The sequence below is a fragment of the Natranaeroarchaeum aerophilus genome, assembly GCF_023638055.1.
GTDB classification, from domain to species: domain Archaea; phylum Halobacteriota; class Halobacteria; order Halobacteriales; family Natronoarchaeaceae; genus Natranaeroarchaeum; species Natranaeroarchaeum aerophilum.
Map to the genome: position 1 here is coordinate 53,663 of NZ_JAKRVY010000003.1, position 17,148 is coordinate 70,810.

The following is a 17,148-nucleotide window of genomic DNA, read 5'->3' on the forward strand; positions in this document are numbered from 1 at the left end:
TATTAAACTTTCGTGTAGTTCTCCCGGCGGACCGTCGTGTCAGTAGCTTTTTTGTCGTCAGTACGATATAGGTTGGCATGAATCGCTCCCAGTCGTTTCTGCTGGTCTGTATCGCGATCTCCGCGCTCGCGGCGTTCATCGTCGTTTTACCGTTCATCGAGTACGTCCTCTCGGCACTCGTGATCGCGTACGTCCTCTACCCGCTGCATCTCCGCCTCGTTCCCCGTGTCGGCGAGCGACTCTCACCGATCCTGTTGATCACGGGGACCGTGATCGCGGCCTTGCTTCCCTTCTATTACATCGTTACAGCCCTGATCCGGGACCTCCAGAACCTCGCCCGGGGACGGACTGGGCTCGAAATCGACGAGGTCGAAGCGGCCCTGTTCGACCAGTTCGGCCTCGTCGTCGAGATCGAACCGCTGTTGATGACTGGCGCGCGCGAGTTACTGGAAGTGCTTTCTACCGGTGCGACCGGGTTCGTCGCGCTTGCACTCCGGACATCGCTGGGCCTCGCGCTCGCACTCTTTTTGATCTACTACGGGCTGAAAGACGGCCCGGAGTTCGTCGCGTGGATCAGAGAGAACTCGCCGCTTCCGCGAGAGGTCACAGGGAACCTCTTCGAGCAGATCGAGCAGACGACCTGGGGCGTCGTCATCGGACACATCTTCGTCGCAGTGGTTCAGGGCCTGCTCGGCGGGATCGGCCTCTGGATCGCCGGGCTTCCCAACGTCGTCTTCTGGACGTTCGTGATGATCGTGCTCGCCTTCCTCCCACTGATCGGCGCGTTCATGATCTGGGGCCCTGCGGCGATCTACCTCGTGATCGTCAGCGAGCCGATATCGGGGACGTTCCTCGCCCTCTACGGCGTCCTCGTCGTGAGCATGGTCGATAACTACGCCCGGCCGATCGTGATCGACAAACGCGCGCGGCTCAACCCCGGCCTCATTCTCGTCGGCGTGTTCGGCGGGGTGTACGTCCTCGGCTTCGTCGGGCTGTTCGTCGGTCCGATCATCCTCGGGATCTTCGTCGCGATGGTCGTCACGTTCGTCGACGACTACGACAAGCTCGCGGTCGGCGAGCCGGCGATCAACGCCGCCGCGACCGAACGCTCCAGCCAGGAGCTCGGGCCGGTCGATAGCTTTGATCCAAGCCAGCGGCCCGGACAACCGACCGACGACCCCACGTCGGAGCCGGAGCACGGACCAGCCGACGACCCCACGTCGGAGCCGGAGCACGGACCAGCCGACGACCCCACGTCGGAGCCGGAGCACGGACCAGCCGACGACGAGTGATTACCTTGCGTCGGGAGCCAGATCTTCGGCCCACTCCAGGGCTTCCTCGATAGTCGTGACCGGCGGCGAGCAGGTGAAAGATCGACAGGTGTAGATCGTCGGCGCTCCAGATTCTGCCGTGCGGTCGTGCCAGATCGGCGGCGCTTCGTCCAGCTCCAGCGTGTCGAGCCACTCGGCCAGCCCGTCGGCCGTCGGGGGCCGTCGCGCGAGGATCCGGTTCGGCTGGTAGGTTTCTGCGAGGCGCTCGCACCACTCGTCCGGCAGCGAGTCGGCGGCGACGGTGAGTTCGAGGTCCCCGGTCCGCCGTCGATCGGCGGCCAGCGCCAGCGTCGTGTGCTCCAGCGGGCTCGACTCGATATGCTGGCCCTGTGTCGAGAGGACCGTCCCCGCGATCTCGTCGAACCGGTCGTGATCGACGAAGGGGTCGAGCGACAGCAAGACGTCAACGGCGACGCCGAGGCTCGACGGCGTCGACTGGTCGCGGCGCTCCTGTGGCCGGGTTACCAGCGACTCGCCGCTTTCCGGCGTGTAGTAGATCGTCTTCGCCGACTCGTCCCAGAACTCGGCTTCGATCGTCCGGGCGAGATCGAGCGCGAACGCGAGGTGGTCGACGTCACCGGTCGCCTGATAGCAGTCGAATGCACCGCGGGCGAGGAAGGCGTAATCTTCGAGATAGCCCTCACCCTTGATATCGCCGCCGTCTTCGGTAGGTTTGTACCGGCGGGCGAGTTCGCCAGTGTCAGCGTTCCAGAGCTGGTCGCGTACGAACGCAAGCGCGTCCTCCGCAAGATCGGTCCAGCGCTCGTCGAGAACCAGCCCACCCTCGGCGAGTGCGGAGATCAGCAGCCCGTTCCAGCTCGCGAGGATCTTCTCGTCACGTCCCGGGCGGATGCGCTCTTCGCGAGCCGCGAACACCTGCTCGCGTGCGTCAGCGAGACGACGCTCGACGGAGCTTTCGCCGAGATCGTACTCTTCTGCGAGCGACTCGACGCTCCGGGCGAGCGTCAGCACGGTCTTGCCCTCGAAGTTACCCGACCGGGTGATGCCGTATCGATCGCAGAACAGGTCGGCATCATCGTCGAGGATCTCCTCGATCTGGCGGGGCGTCCAGACGTAGAACTTGCCTTCCTCGCCGTCGCTCTGGGCGTCGAGCGTGCTGTAGAAGCCGCCGTGCTCGTGCTCGCCCACACCCTCCGCGTGAGTCAGCTCGCGCTCGACGAACTCGAAGGTCTCCTCGACAACGCGGGCGTAGCGATCGTCGCCGGTGAGCTGATAGCCCGCCAGATAGGCCCGCGGGATCTCTGCGTTGTCGTAGAGCATCTTCTCGAAGTGGGGCACGATCCACTCGCGGTCGGTCGCATAGCGGTGGAAGCCGCCGCCGACGTGGTCGTAGAGCCCACGGTCGGCCATCGCGTCGAGCGTTTCGATGGCGGCCTCGCGGAACGTCTCCCGGCCGGTACGCTCGTAGGCCCGCATGAGCAGGTGAATCCGTGTCGGCTGGGGGAACTTCGGGCCGTCCGGGCCAAAGCCGCCGTGGTCGCGGTCGGCCGCCCGGAGCGCCGTGTTTGCTGCGTCGGCGAGCACCGAATCGCCGACCTCGGCGGGCTGACTCGGTGTCTCCTCTAGCTGGCCTTTCGCGGCCTTCGTCCACTCCTCGGCGCGCGATTCCATCTCACCGCGTGAATCCTCCCACGAGTTTGCGATGTTGTCGAGCAGGTCGAGAAAGCCGGGCATCCCCTGGCGGCTCTCCCGCGGGAAGTACGTCCCCACGTAGAAGGGCTTTCCTTCGGGCGTGAGCCACACTGAGAGTGGCCAGCCCCCGCGTCCGCTCACCAGCTGGCAGACGGTCTGGTAGACGCTATCGAGGTCGGGCCGTTCCTCACGGTCGACCTTGATCGGCACGAAGTTCTCGTTGAGTTTCTCGGCGACCGTCTCGTCCTCGAAGCTCTCCGCTTCCATGACGTGACACCAGTGACACGCCGAGTAGCCGACCGAGAGGAAGATCGGCTGGTCGCGCTCCTCGGCGGCCGCGAGGGCCTCCTCGTCCCACGGCTGCCAGTTGACGGGGTTGTCCGCGTGCTGTCGGAGATACGGGCTCTGTTCCTCGTCGAGGCGGTTTCGACGGGTGGGATCGGTCATACCCCTCGTACGGGCTGGCGACCCTAAAGGGCGTCCTTGGCGACAGACGGGCACCCGCCTCACCGACGACGACCGCGGACCGAGAGTGCCCGCACCGGAGTCGTCGGCGGGGCCAGCACTCGACCGACGACCCGACAACCGGGCCGAGAGCACGGCCCGCGCGATAGCGTGGGCTCGTGCTCGACGGGGAAGGGCAGGCGTTGTGACGCCAGCAGAACACCTCTCCCGACGCTATCCTAACAGTGACCACGACGCCCTCGCCGATGTTACAATGTTACATTGTATACAAAGTCACAATCAGTACAATGTGACAGTCACAATCAGTACACTGCAACAGCCGTTCTCCCACCGTCGACCCACACAGCGATCCGTCTAGCGCGTCCCGGCGACGACTGCCCAGATGGCGACGAGCGTCACGCCGAGGGTAAGCGCCACCGCGAGCACGTACCCGTTCGTATAGGCGACGCTGGCGGCTCCGAGCGGCGGCATCGCCAGCGCTCCCACCCCGCCAGCGACGTTGAAGATCCCGACGATTGCCGTGTCCTTCTCGGGGTCGTAGACGCTCAACAGCAGTGGGATGTACAGCGTCGCCGAGCCGCCAAGCCCCATCCCGAGCAGGAAAATCGCCGGGGCGAGCATCGGTAGCTGTGGTGCAAACAGCAAGGCTACCCCTGCGGCCGCACAGGCAAGCGAGATGAGAAAGCCGCGTCGCGCCCCGATCCGGTCGGCAGCGTAGCCGCCGCCGATCCGCGAGATGATGCTCACGCCGCCGATGAGGCCGAAGGCGGTCGAAGCCGCCGCCTCGGTCAGTCCACGCGCGGCGAAGAGGTCGACGGCGTACGCCGCAAGCAGCTGATACCACGCAAAGGCAAGCGCCATGCCGACGAACAGCAACTGAAAGCGTCGCGTCCACACCAGCCCGCGGACCCAGCCACCGATCTCGCCGAGTGTCGACGCCGACGTGCCCGTCCAGGTCGGTCGACCGCAGACTACTCCGGCCGCGAGGAAGGTCACCGCCGAGACGCCCACGATGGACAGGAACGCCCGTTCGATTCCCACCGCATCGATCGCGTACTGCCACAGCGGCGGCAGGACGAACAGCCCCAGTCCGTTGCCCACGAAGATCAGGCCCGTCGCCGCCCCGCGACGCTCGTCGAACCAGCGCGGGATAACCGATGCCAGAACCACGAACACGGTCCCGAGCGCAAGTCCAAGGACGGCGAACACCACGAGCAGGCCAACAATCGAGTCGACTAGCAGGATCGTCGGCGCAAGGAGCCCTGTCGTCACCGCGCAGACCAGGACGATCCCGCGTGCCGGAAGCCGTGCCGCAACGACGCCGATCAGCCCAGAACCGATAAAGAACGTAAACAGCATGACGGAGAAGACGACCGACAGCTCGATAACGGGAACGCCGAAGGCGTCGGACAGCGGCGCTCTGAGGATGCCATAGGAGAGCGGTGTCCCGAAGGTAAACACCATCGCTACCGCGCCGACGACGGCAACGAACCAGCTATATCGGCTGTCGGGCGTCGCTCCGCGAGTGTCTGTCACTACAGATGAATTGTCCGCCAGATGCGAAAAAGATCCCGTCTTTCAGTGCTGCTCGAACAGTCCGTAGCGCTCCTGAAACGCGATCGTCACGCCGTTCGTCCAGCCGAAGCCGTCCTGTAACTCGTACTCGCCACCGCCGCCGAGCCGACCGTCGGCCGTCACGTCGTACTTTTCGACCATGCGTCCCGTGCGCTCGTAGACGGTACGGGCATGATCGACCCAGCGGGTAGCGATTTCACGCGCCAGCTCGTCGTGGCCGGCGCGTTCCAGTCCGAGCACCGCGAACCAGTGCAGCGGTGCCCAGCCGTTGGGTGCGTCCCACTGCTCGCCGCTCTCGGTGAGCGTGGTGAGGAGGCCGCCACGCCGGAGGAACTGTTCTCGGAGGTGGTCGGCGACGGCGGCCGCCTGCTCGTCGCTCGCGAGACCGGTGTACAGTGGGACAGTGGCCGCGAGCGTCCACTTGGTGGTCTGTTCGTCCTCGACGAAACTATAATCGAAGTAGAAACCAGCCTCGTCGTCCCAGCAGTACTGATCGATCGCTGCCGCCCGTTGCTGTGCTGCGGTGGCGTATGCCTCGCTCGCGGCGTCGTTTCCGACGGCGGCGTGCCAGTCGGCCAGATCCCGCTCCACGCCGTACAGCAGGGCATTCAGATCAACCGGTACCAGTTCTGTCGTGCGAATGGTCTCCATCGACGCATCCCGGTACCAGCGACTGCTGAAGTCCCAGCCTGATTCCGCGGCCGCACGGATGTCCCGGTAGAGTGTTTCCCGGTCACGGTCGGGGACTCGTTCGGCGAGTTCGACGTCCTCGTCGTAGGATTCCCGGCGCGGGCCGGCCGATTCGTCCCAGTAGCGGTTGAGTACGGCGTCGCCGAGGTCCACGACCCGCCGTGTCGCCGTTCCTGCCCCGTCGAGTTCGTCCCGGCCGTTCATCCAGAACTCGTATTCGGCGTCAAGGACGTCGAGGTACGGCTCCACGGCCTCGATCCCGCGCTCCCGTTCGAGAATCGTCACGGTTTCGGCGAACAGCGGCGGCTGTGTCCGGGAGGTCTGATACTCGCGGGTGGCGTTTGGAACGTAGCCAAACTCCTCGACGGCCCACGCGAAGTTCTCCACGATGTTTTCGACATCCTCGAGGCGATCGCTGGCCGCCAGCCCCTCCGCGGTGAAGTAGCTGTCCCAGTAGTAGAGCTCCCGAAACCGTCCGCCGGGCGTGACATACGGCTCCGGCGTTCCGATCAGCGAGCCGTATTCGATCGCCCGCTCGTCGTCGGGATGGTCGACGAGTCTGGGCCAGAGCCCCCGGATGTGCGCTGCCATCGATTCCGGCGTCGGCTCCGGGTCGTACGCGGCCCCCTCGCTCCCGTCGGGAACCTCGAAGTGCTCCTCGACGAACGCGCGGAGATCGAACGCCGGGTCGTGGCGCCGTTCCTGGAACCGCTCGTGGATCCGGTCGGGATCCATACGGGGGACGCTGTCGACGAAGGTCTTCGAGTCCGCGAAGATGTCGCTCCGCTGGACCGCCTCGAACAGCGGACCACGGAGTGGCGGAGAGGTGGTCATACTAACACAGTACGCCAAGTACGGTGTTTACTCTTTCGACTAATTGTGTATAGGTGTTGTAAACTGTCCGTCCGTCAGGGAGGCCGCGAGAGTACGGACAGCCACTGTACCGAGAACAGCAACTTTTACACTGTGCTGTAGCGGTGTTTCGGGTATGTCAGAAACCGTGCTGCTGGTCGGCGGTGGGGGTCGCGAACACGCTATCGCCCGCGCGCTCGAAAACAGTGACGCGACCCTGTACGCCTGTGCGGGGAACCGAAATCCCGGGATCAACGAGATCGCCGCCGGGTTCGAATCACTGGAGACGACCGACGCCGAGGCCGTCGTCGAGTACGCCGAGTCCGTCGACGCGACGCTTGCCGTCGTCGGCCCGGAAGCACCGCTGGCCGCGGGCGTCGCCGACGCGCTGGACGAGGCCGGTGTCTACGCCTTCGGCCCACAGGCCGAGGAGGCACGCATCGAGACGGACAAGTCGTTCCAGCGGGAGTTCATGGCCGAACACGATGTTCCCGGCTGTCCCGACTTCGAGGTGTTCGAGGATGGCGAGGCGGCCTGCGAGTATATCGACGAGTACGACGGCGATCTCGTCATCAAGCCCGCCGGGCTGACGGGCGGCAAGGGCGTCAAGGTGATCGGCGACCAGGTCACCGCCGAGGAGGGGAAAGCGTACATCCGTGACTCGGAGTACGACCGGATCGTCCTCGAGGAGCGCCTCGTCGGCGAGGAGTTCACGATCCAGGGCTTCGTGGCGAACGGCTCGCTCCGGATCACGCCCGCGGTGCAGGACCACAAGCGCGCCTACGAGGGCGACGAAGGGCCGAACACGGGCGGAATGGGCAGTTACAGTGACTCCAGCTTCCAGTTGCCGTTCATGACGAAAGCCGACTCGGCCGAGGCGCTCGATATCATGCGCTCGGTCGTCGACGCACTGGCTGGCTACAAGGGCGTCCTCTACGGACAGTTCATGCTCACTGCCGAGGGGGTCAAGGTCGTCGAGTTCAACGCCCGCTTTGGCGATCCCGAGGCGATGAACACCCTGCCCGTCCTCGAAACCGACTTCCTCGACGTGCTGACGGCGGCCCGCAATGGCAAAGCGCTGCCCGAACTCGCCTTCGACGCGCAGGCGACCGTCTGCAAGTACGCGGTGCCCGACGGCTACCCCACCGATCCCGATGCGGGCGCACTGGTGACCATCGACGAGGATTCTGCGGGCGATGCCCTGCTGTACTACGCCAGCGTCGACGCCCGCGAGGACGGCATCTACACGACGACGTCGCGATCCTACGCCGTCGTCGGCGTCGCCGATACGATCAGCGAGGCCGAGGAGATGGCCGAGGACGCCCTCGAACGCGCCGGAACCGAGGGACTGCGTGTCCGTCACGACATCGGCAAGGAAGATCTCGTCCAGCAGCGGATCGACCACATGGACGAGTTGCGCAGCGAGTAAGGCAGTTCGACGAGCGCCTGTTTTCAATCCGCCTGCGGGAGCGAGTACGCGCCGAGCGCGAAGAAGACGACCGCGAGGACCGAGAGCACCGCGAGATCGGCGAGCGGGTCGCCGCCGGTCGAGAGCGCCCGGACGCCGCGTGCGAAGTACGTGAGTGGGGATAGCTCCATCAGCGGCCCGAACCACTCCGGCAGGAGGTCGGGCGGGACGAAGGTATCCGAGAGAAAGAGGAGGGGAAGGCCGATCGAGTTCGAGGCCGCAATCGCGCCGTCCTGTGATTCCGTGTAGCTGCCGAGCATCGCGCCGACGCCACAGAACAGCACGACGCCAGCGACGATGAACGGAACCAGCAGTGGCGAGAGGGGAAGCGTCGCCCCCGTGAGGACGGCGACGAGCACGAGCACGAGCAGGCTGGCAATGCCGATAATCACGACGTTGACCAGCGTGTGTGCGGCCAGCCACTCAGTTTTCGAGAGCGGCGTCGTCGCCAGCTTCTCGAAGCGGTTCCCGTCACGGTGGCGGGCGACCGTCGAGCCGAGCCGGGAGAGGGGTGTAAAGAGGACGACGACGGCGACGTAGCCGGGGACGTAGTACTCCGCGGGCTCGGTGAAGAGCCCGCCGCCGCCCGGATCGGTCCGGACGAGCGCGCCGAAGATGATGATCAGCAGAACGGGGAAAAAGAAGGTGAAAAAGACGGCTGTCCGGCGGCGCAAAAAGGAGTGCCAGGAGGCGTGAAACTCTGATCGGATGCGGGTGAGTGTGCTCACACGTCACCTCCCACGGCTGGTGCTCCCCGTGACCGAACGTCATCTCGCGCTATTCCACCTTCTTCGTCACCCGCGAGGGTCATGTAGACATCTTCGAGGGTCGGTTCGCGCCACGTCAGGGCGGTGTAGGAAAGCCCCTCGGCGTCCAGCACGTCCACGACTCTCCCGATCTCGGTGGGCGCGATCCCGTGGACGGCGACGCCACGATGGGTCGTCGTGGCGTCGAACCCGCTCTCCGCGAGCATCGACGCGACAGTCTCCGCTTCGGCGTCGAGATCGATCTCGAGTCGGCTCTCACCGCCGTATTCGGCGAGCAGTTCGTCGGGAGTCCCGACCGCAACGAGTTCACCATCGGCGAGCAGTCCAACTCTGTCGGCGAGCGCTTCGGCTTCGGCCATGTCGTGGGTCGTCAACAGGACGGTCGTCCCGCCCGCGGCGAGCGTCTCGACCCGCTCGGCGACGGTGCGGCGACCCGCAGGGTCGATTCCGGTCGTCGGCTCGTCCAGAAAGAGCAGGTCGGGATCGTTGACGAGCGCGCTCCCCAGACAGACTCGGCGTTGTTGCCCCCCAGAGAGGTTCTCGTACCAGGTGTCGCCGGCGTCGCGCAGGCCGACCGTCGCCAGCACCTCCTCGGGGTCGAGCGGGTCGTCGTACAGTCCGGCGTAGTAGGTGAGAAGTTCGCGCGCAGTGAGCCGGTCGGGCGGGGAGAAGCTCTGTGGCAGGACGCCGAGGCGTCTCGCATCGATGTCTGCGGGCGACTCGCCGAAGACGGTTACCGTTCCGGCGGTGGGTTCGACCGTCCCCGTGAGCGCCCGGACGAGGGTGGTCTTGCCCGCGCCGTTCGGGCCGATCAACGCGAACACCTCGCCCTCACGGACCGACAGCGAAACGCCGTCGAGTGCCACGAGATCCCCATAGGACTTCGAGACGTCGTCGGCCGACAGCAGTGCGGTCATACTCGTTCTCGGCAGTCCGCCGGAAAACCCCCTTCGGTTCCCGATTGTGTGCACCCGTCTGCCCGCTGGTCTGGCCGTACTGTGGACCACAACTGGACCATTTCGCCGCCGATCGCCCGAGGAAGGTACGATATAGACGCCACAACGCCTATATATCGGGAGTAGCTTAGATTCGGATATGTCACGGTCTGCGCTCGTCGGCAACGTCGCGGCGATGCTCGAAGACGCAGGCTTCGCAGTGAGTGACCGCTGTGCAACACGCCCGCGAAGTTTCGATGTCGCGGCCCGCCGTGGCGACGAACTCGTGCTGTTGAAAGTGCTCGGTAACGTCGACGCCTTCGACGCCGAAACGGGCGAGGAGATGCGCCGCATCGGCGCGTATCTGGATGCCACGCCACTGGTAATCGGGCTCCGAACCAGAGACGAGGAGCTGAAACCCGAGGTCGTCTACTTCCGCCACGGGGTTCCCGTGCTGAGCCCCGACACCGCGATGGATCTATTTGTCGAGGGCGTCCCACCGCTGATCTACGCCGCGCCGGGCGGCCTGTACGTCAGCATCGACGGCGACATCCTCGCGGACAAACGCGAGGAGCGCGGCTGGAGTCTCGGCCAGCTCGCAAGCGAACTCGGCGTCTCCAGACGAACCGTCTCGAAGTACGAGGACGGAATGAACGCGAGCATCGAGGTCGCGATGCAGCTCGAAGAGCTCTTTGACTCCGGCCTGACAAGCGACGTCGACGTGCTCGATGGGGCCGAGGACGTACGGGACGCCGACCCGACCCCCGACGCGCCCGATGCCGACCCCGACGACGAGCGGATCGTCACGGTGATGACCCGCGCTGGCTACGAGGTCCATCCTACCCTGCGCGCGCCGTTCAAAGCCGTTAGCGAGGAAGAAGACGACGCCGATCCTGTCGAGGGGACGGTGCTGACGGGCCACTCGGAGTACACCCGGACCGCCGAGAAACGCGCCCGGATCATGGGATCGGTCGGGCGCGTCGTCGGCACGCGGTCGGTCTACTTCGTCGATAGCGCCAAACAGACCTCGATCGAGGGGACTGCGCTGATCGAACGCGAGGAAGCAGAAGCGATCGACGATCCCGACGAGTTCCGCGATCTCATCCGCGAGCGCGGCGAGTACGAAGAAGAACCTGCCTAAAGTGTTTTCAGGGCTCGGACCCAGTCACCAGTGCACCCGACTGCCCGGCTCTCTTGAAATCCTCAAGCGGTGATTGGTTTCCTGCGTCGTGCTGTATACAGAGGATGAGTTCAGCACGGGGACTTCGTCTGTTTCGTACTGGAGACCTTGAACCAACTGCTCAGTAAACCTGCGGGCTGTTCGGTGAAGAGTATGACAGATAAGGATTCTATTTGTACTGGTATACAAGATAGAGGCGCATAGTCAGCAGCGAAGCCGACCGATAGAGAGTTAGGAGTTTCTTTTCTCGTCATATCGGTAATTGTCTACCTGATTTTGATGGAGGATTATTACACCCCCGTCATTTGGCATTAACTATCGAAGTTCGATCTTGCAAAGCACATTCACGAATGACGAACTTGGCGACAATGCAGGAAGTACCGTGATTATAGTGTGAGAGAGACCCTTATGACGCCTGCAAACAAATAAATTATAATACAGAAGTGTGTGAATTGATCCATGGACGATCAAACTGCCGTTAAGTATTTTGAAATAATAACATCTGCGTTCATAGCACTTTGCGGAATGGTACTAATACTTACGTGGATGATATTAGAATACCCAAATAATACCCTGATTTCCATTAGGGTTATTTCAGGTACAATATTCTTGTGTATAGGTGTTATAGGGTTAATCAAGTTATTCAGTGACGGTTAGATGAGGGACCTCCTTTATTGACCGATCTAATCAGGTAGCTTTCCGCGAAGCCTCTCTGCAAGACTCGCGCCCTGTATTCAGCACACCGTTCGTGTCAGTTTTAAATGATTTCAACAGAGCCGACTGCCCGAGTCGTATCGACTATCCGCAGTGTGAGGGATACGAGACCTAGTCGTAGTGTTCTTCAAGGTGGGCGACGATATCATCGCTTTCGGGCATCCCGTGGACGCCCTGAGCCTCGTCGATCAATACCGGCACGCCGGTCTGGCCACTGACCTCTTCGACCTCGGTTCGCTCGGAGTGGCTTCGCGGCACCTCACGGGACTCGTACTCCAGGTCGAGTTCGTCTAGTTTCGACGTTACTTTCGCACAGAACGGACAGCCCGTGAGTTCGTACAGTATCAGGTCCGACATTCACCCGTAGTTGGGGAGTGACGAGTAAGAAAGCGTTGGTGGTGTGCGTTGGCGACGCCTCAGAGGATGAACCCGCCAGTCTGGAGCACGTAGTAGGCGATCAGCAGCACCGCAAGCACCCACTGGCCGAGCCGGACGTCCGGACCTTCGCCCATCGCGGCCTTGACGATTGGGTACGCGATGATCCCGGCTGCAAGACCATCCGCGATAGAGTACGTCAGAGGCATGATCGTGATCGTGAGCGTGCCCGAGATGGCCCACGCGGGGTGGGTCCAGTCGATGTCGGTGACGCCCTGGAACATGATGACGCCGACGACGACCAGCGCGAGGAACGAAGCGTAATCGGGGATGACTGAGACGAGCGCGACGAATGGAAGCGCCAGCACGAAACAGGCGGCGACTACGAGCGCTGTGAACCCGCTGCGACCGCCTTCCTCGATCCCAGTCGAGGACTCGATGTAGGTCGTCACGGTCGAAGTACCGACCATCGCACCGAAGGTCGTACCGACTGCGTCAGCCATGAGGGGTTTTTCCATCTCCGGTAGCTCGCCTTCGTCGTCGAGGAAGTCACCGAACTGGGCGACACCGATCAGCGTCCCTGCTGTGTCGAAGAAATCCACGAAGAAGAACGTCAGCATCACAAAGAGGAAGGTGACTGGATCGATGTCACTCAGACCATCAACGAACGCCCCAGCGAGAGGAGTGATGTCATACTGGACGGTGACTACCAGCTCCCAGAGGCCTGTCAGAATACCGTCCTGGCTGAACGTTGTGTACAGTCCTTCATCGACCACGTTCTCGGGATCCGTGAGGTTCGCCGCAGCGACGAGCCATCCAGCGACAGTTGTCGCGAGGATACCGATAACGATCGATCCTGTAACGTCACGCGACCAGAGGATCAGCGTAAAGGCGATCCCCAGCACGCCCAGAATTGCGAAAGGATCCGAGGCAATGTCACCGAGCTGAACGAGGGTCTCCGGCTCGGAGACAATGACATTCATCTCCTGAAGTCCAATAAAGAGCAAGAAGACGCCGATACCGGCCCCGACAGCATATTTGACCGGTTCCGGAAAGAGATTGATAACGTACTTTCGTGCACCGACTGCCGTGAGGATAATGAACAGAATACCCTCAACAAACACCGCTGCAAGTGCTGTCTGCCATGGAATACCGAGACCGACGACAACCGTGTAGGTAAAGAACGCGTTCAGACCCATCCCCGGGGCGAGTCCGAACGGTCGCTTGGCGTACAGCGCCATAACGAGCGTCGCCACCACCGACGCCAGGATTGTCGCGATGGCAATCATCTGGAAAATCTGTGTTTCGCTGTAGTTTTCTATCTCGATAGCAGTCGAGAGAATTGCTGGATTGACGACGATAATGTACGACATCGCCAGGAACGTCGTCACGCCAGCCAGTATCTCGGTTCGTATGTCTGTGTCGTGCTCCTCGAAGCCGAAGAAGTTCGCTACTTGATCCACTGCCATTGGATGATTGTGCAGTCGGCGAAGACACAACTTAAATATTTTCTTCTCGATTGGACGTTACTATACACGTTCATGCCCAACAGTTCGGTCTGACACCGACCCGACGAGTGGACATAGGAATCAGTATGCGGACACAGGCCGGTGAGGAAATCTGAACCGCTCGCTCGTCACGTTGTCTCGGCTTCACCTCCGTTCACCGAAGCGGCGAGCCGCTTCGAGCCAGCGCTTAGACCGTAGGTGATAGCTTCACAGAAACAAGCCGGTGGGGGGATTTGAACCACCTGAACGTCGGTCGCATTGCTCCCTCGTTCCGTAGTTCAAATCCCGCACATGCCTCTTTCGTCCTCACTGTCGTTCGGACAGAATAGAGCCGGTGGGGGGATTTGAACCCCCGGCCTAATCCTTACGAAGGATTCGCTCTAGCCAGTCTGAGCTACACCGGCGCTCACTCAATGGTACGACGCAAAACCCCAATAAGGGTTGCGAATTACGCCCGGGTCAGTCGGACGTCGAGACAGACGTTGAGCTCGTGGGGCGCGTAGGATCGGACCCTCTGGGTGTGCCCGACCGTGACGTCGTACGCCGGTTCTGCGGCCGCACGGATCGCCCGCTCGCCGGGCCCGTACGGGTCGTCCTCGTGTTGAATGTCGTAATAGTGGATCACGCAGTCCTCCCCAGCGAGTTCGACCGCAGTATCGAGGAACTCGTCCGCACTGTGGGGGAGATTCATCACGATACGATCGGCCCAGTTCTCGTACTCCGCGGCGACCTCGCGGACGTCACCCGCAATCGCCGTCACGCGCTCCTCGACGCTATTTCTGCGGGCGTTCTCGCGGAAGTACTCGATCGCGCGCTCGTTGATGTCCGTACCGACAACCGTCGCACCGCGGGCCGCCGCGGGGATCGCGAAGGGGCCGACGCCCGCGAACATGTCGAAGACCTGCTCGTCGGGGGCGATTTGCTCGACGACGCGATGGCGCTCGGTGGCGAGTCGCGGTGAAAAGTAGACCGCGTCGAGATCGAGCGCGAACTCACAGCCGTACTCGCGGTGGACCGTCTCCGTACTCTCGCCGACCAGCACCGTCCAGTCGCGGATGCGCTGTTCGCCCTTGATCTTCGAGGCACGGTCGAGCACCGTCTCCACGGGGAGGGCGGACTCGTCGACGGCGTCGGCGATCTCGCGGGCGCGCTCCGGGTCGTCCTCGTCGAGAATCACGACGTCGCCGAGCCGTTCGTAGCTCGGTTCGTAGCCCAGTATGTCGGCGGGCATCTCCGGGAGCGATCGCTCGGGGAGATCGCGCACAACGAGGTCGTACTCCGCGGGGACTCCCTCGGGCTCGACGACCGGGATGTATATCGCACCGTCCTCGGCGACGATTTCGACGTCCTCGGCGACCAGATCAGCCTCGGCGAGCGTGCGACGCGTCTCCTCGCCGCGCTCTCGGGGGACCCGCACGCAGTGGGCATCCATGGGCTATCGTGGACGCGCCCCGGAAGTAACGGCTTCGCTTCTCACTCGATGCTGACGGGGCCGTCGTCGCTCTCGCCGGGTTTCCACTCGAGCTCGAACTCGATGCTCAGCTCCTCGTTTGACTCGGTACCCTCACGCTCGGCTTTGATCTCGAAGGTCGGATTGGCTGGCGGGTCCATATCGACGGACTGGTTGCCCGCCGAGAGAGTGATCGATTCGCCGGCGTCCAGTTTGTCCGCGACAGCGCGGAGGGTGTCGGCGATCTCGGCACGGCTCTGCTTGCGTTCGGTCTCGAATAACACTTCTTCAGGCATGCATGAGAGTACGGGCCGCAAGGATATAACTCTCTGCGTGGTGTGGGCGATCAACAGACGTGTCATATTATTAGTGAGTAGATAGTATGAGTTCGGTATCTTCAGATATCACTGTTTCGCCCGGCATAGCACGGTCTAAACGGTATTACCCAGAAGGCGACACACTTATTTTCATCTGCCAGTTAGTACTAAATCGTTATACGATGTACGATCTAACAGGATTCCAACGTGATCTACTGTACGTCATCGCCGGGAAAGACGAGCCCCACGGCCTCGCAGTCAAAGACGAATTGGAGCAGTACTACGAGTCGGAGATCCACCACGGTCGACTCTACCCCAACCTCGACACGCTCGTCGACAAGGGCCTCGTCGAGAAAGGCGAACGCGACCGACGGACGAACACCTACTCGATCACGCGCCGTGGCCAGCGCGAAATCGATGCTCGAGAGGAATGGGAAGCCCGCTACACCGAGGAGTGAGGGTGGCGCTTAAGCGGCTGTAAGGAGTAGCGCAAGCGGTGCTCGAACACGTCGAGGTCGTGAGTGTCGTGGTTGCTTCCGCAACACCGCAGCCACTGGTGATGTCGTCACCACTCGACAGCACGGTCTTTCGGATCGCGCTCGCCGCTGCACTGGGGCTGTTTCTCGGCCTCGAACGGGAGTGGTCACAGAAGTCCGCAGGAATCCGGACCTTTTCGTTGATTAGCCTGCTGGGTGCGGTGTTTGTCGTCCTCGATCAGGTCGCCCTGCTCGTCGTTGGCGGCGTTCTCGTGATCGCTCAGGGCGTGTTGCTGGCCGTCGAGGGACTCGTCGAGGACAACGAGGAAGGGCTGAGCCTCACGACGTCCGTCTCGATGCTGGTCGCCTACGGCGTCGGCGCGCTCGTCGCCTCGGGCTTTCTGATCGAGGGCGTCACGGTGGCCGTGCTCTCCTCGCTGTTGCTCGTTCTGAAACGGGAGCTACACGATATCGCGTGGGGGCTCTCCCGTGAGGAGCTACGGTCGGCGACGGAGTTCGCCATTCTCGCGTTCGTGGTCTACCCGCTCTTGCCCGCCGATCCGATCGATATCGACCTCGGGACGACCACCGTGGCCTTCGAACCGCGTGTGGCCTGGCTGATGGTCGTCCTCGTCGCCGGAATCGGCATTGTCAATTACGCTGTTGTCGAGACCTACGGCGGGCGGGGCATCGCAGTGACGGGCTTTTTCGGCGGGCTCGCCTCCTCGGCGGCAGTGGTCGGGACAATGATCGACCACGTGAGCCAGCGCCCCGAGGCCACGGCGTACGCGGTTACTGCCGTCCTGCTGGCCAACGCGGCGATGGCGCTCCGGAACCTGGGGATCGCGGTCGTCTTCACCATCGACGGGGGGCTGCTATACGGCGCGATCGTCCCGCTCGGTGCGATCGTGATCGGATCAGTGCTGATCGCGCTCGTCGTTGCCGACTGGTCCGGCGAGGTCGAACTGGAGCTCGACAACCCCTTCTCGCTGCGAAACGCGCTGGCCTTTGGCGCGGTGTTTACGCTCGTATTGCTGGCCGGAGCCGTCGCCGAAGTCGAACTCGGTCGGCTCGGCTTTTACGCTACCGCGGCGGCGACCGGGCTCATCTCCAGTGCAGGTGCAACGGCCTCGGCCGTCCTGCTGTACCGCGTCGGCGAGATCAGCGCGGACACCGCCGTCATCGCCATTCTGCTTGCGACAGCAGCGAGCGTGCTCGTCAAGGTCGGCCTCGCTGCCGCCGGGCCGAATCGAGCGTTCGCGGTCCAGGTTGCAGGCTGGAGCGCGGTACTGCTGGCGGCCGCAGGCGGGGCAACCGCCGTTGTCGTGCTCGTCTAAATACCAACCAGAAATTTGCCCGGTTGCTTTAACATGCCATGAAGATAAGGTATAA

At 62.9% G+C, this 17,148-nt stretch carries 14 protein-coding genes and 1 tRNA gene; 5 read left to right on the forward strand and 10 right to left on the reverse strand.

All coding sequences use genetic code 11. The features are described 5' to 3' along the window. Positions 1-77: 77 nt before the first annotated feature. A complete protein-coding gene (locus AArcSt11_RS07205) occupies positions 78-1,292 on the forward strand; it encodes an AI-2E family transporter (RefSeq protein ID WP_250595880.1) in 1,215 nt (404 codons plus the stop codon). Here the strand turns inward: AArcSt11_RS07205 and AArcSt11_RS07210 are convergent, their stop codons facing one another. The 3 genes from AArcSt11_RS07210 to treF form a co-directional block, all read right to left on the reverse strand. Beyond that, complete coding sequence (locus tag AArcSt11_RS07210) at positions 1,293-3,431, reverse strand: thioredoxin domain-containing protein (protein ID WP_250595882.1); 2,139 nt, start codon at positions 3,429-3,431, stop codon at positions 1,293-1,295. It abuts the gene before it with no gap. Between the two features lie 372 nt (positions 3,432-3,803). Beyond that, positions 3,804-4,985 carry an MFS transporter gene (locus AArcSt11_RS07215; protein WP_250595884.1) on the reverse strand — a complete coding sequence of 394 codons (1,182 nt, stop codon included), beginning with the start codon at positions 4,983-4,985 and terminating at the stop codon, positions 3,804-3,806. Positions 4,986-5,027: 42 nt separating this feature from the next. Then, positions 5,028-6,548, reverse strand: a complete 1,521-nt coding sequence (gene treF, locus AArcSt11_RS07220; RefSeq protein ID WP_250595886.1) for an alpha,alpha-trehalase TreF — start codon at positions 6,546-6,548, stop codon at positions 5,028-5,030. Positions 6,549-6,702: 154 nt separating this feature from the next. On the opposite strand from treF, the gene purD reads away from it, so the two are divergent. Further along, a complete protein-coding gene (purD, locus tag AArcSt11_RS07225) occupies positions 6,703-7,995 on the forward strand; it encodes a phosphoribosylamine--glycine ligase (RefSeq protein ID WP_250595888.1) in 1,293 nt (430 codons plus the stop codon). Positions 7,996-8,018: 23 nt separating this feature from the next. Here the strand turns inward: purD and AArcSt11_RS07230 are convergent, their stop codons facing one another. Both AArcSt11_RS07230 and AArcSt11_RS07235 read right to left on the reverse strand, forming a co-directional pair. Next, on the reverse strand, positions 8,019-8,762 hold the full coding sequence (locus AArcSt11_RS07230; RefSeq protein WP_250595890.1) for an ABC transporter permease: 744 nt from the start codon (positions 8,760-8,762) through the stop codon (positions 8,019-8,021). Further along, entirely contained in the window at positions 8,759-9,718 is a 960-nt protein-coding gene (locus AArcSt11_RS07235) for an ABC transporter ATP-binding protein (RefSeq protein WP_250595892.1), read from the reverse strand. The genes AArcSt11_RS07230 and AArcSt11_RS07235 overlap by 4 nt, the downstream gene beginning before the upstream one ends. 178 nt (positions 9,719-9,896) lie before the next feature. On the opposite strand from AArcSt11_RS07235, the gene AArcSt11_RS07240 reads away from it, so the two are divergent. Then, positions 9,897-10,877: a transcriptional regulator gene (locus AArcSt11_RS07240; RefSeq protein ID WP_250595894.1), complete on the forward strand. Its 981-nt coding sequence runs from the start codon at positions 9,897-9,899 to the stop codon at positions 10,875-10,877. Positions 10,878-11,741: 864 nt separating this feature from the next. On the opposite strand, the gene AArcSt11_RS07245 is transcribed toward AArcSt11_RS07240, so the two are convergent. From AArcSt11_RS07245 to AArcSt11_RS07265, 5 genes are all read right to left on the reverse strand, one after another. Then, a complete protein-coding gene (locus tag AArcSt11_RS07245; RefSeq protein WP_250595896.1) occupies positions 11,742-11,987 on the reverse strand; it encodes a glutathione S-transferase N-terminal domain-containing protein in 246 nt (81 codons plus the stop codon). Between the two features lie 59 nt (positions 11,988-12,046). Further along, entirely contained in the window at positions 12,047-13,474 is a 1,428-nt protein-coding gene (locus AArcSt11_RS07250) for an NCS2 family permease (protein ID WP_250595898.1), read from the reverse strand. Between the two features lie 368 nt (positions 13,475-13,842). After that, positions 13,843-13,917 (reverse strand) — tRNA-Thr (locus AArcSt11_RS07255). Between the two features lie 44 nt (positions 13,918-13,961). Continuing rightward, positions 13,962-14,945 carry a class I SAM-dependent methyltransferase gene (locus AArcSt11_RS07260; RefSeq protein WP_250595899.1) on the reverse strand — a complete coding sequence of 328 codons (984 nt, stop codon included), beginning with the start codon at positions 14,943-14,945 and terminating at the stop codon, positions 13,962-13,964. A gap of 41 nt (positions 14,946-14,986) precedes the next feature. After that, positions 14,987-15,259, reverse strand: coding sequence for an amphi-Trp domain-containing protein (locus AArcSt11_RS07265; protein WP_250595900.1), 273 nt, complete (start codon positions 15,257-15,259; stop codon positions 14,987-14,989). Positions 15,260-15,462: 203 nt separating this feature from the next. Here AArcSt11_RS07265 and AArcSt11_RS07270 point away from each other — a divergent pair, with 203 nt between their 5' ends. Together AArcSt11_RS07270 and AArcSt11_RS07275 are read left to right on the forward strand one after the other, a co-directional pair. Beyond that, positions 15,463-15,738 carry a PadR family transcriptional regulator gene (locus AArcSt11_RS07270; RefSeq protein ID WP_250595901.1) on the forward strand — a complete coding sequence of 92 codons (276 nt, stop codon included), beginning with the start codon at positions 15,463-15,465 and terminating at the stop codon, positions 15,736-15,738. Positions 15,739-15,839: 101 nt separating this feature from the next. Then, positions 15,840-17,093, forward strand: a complete 1,254-nt coding sequence (locus tag AArcSt11_RS07275) for an MgtC/SapB family protein (protein WP_250596309.1) — start codon at positions 15,840-15,842, stop codon at positions 17,091-17,093. Positions 17,094-17,148 lie beyond the last annotated feature (55 nt).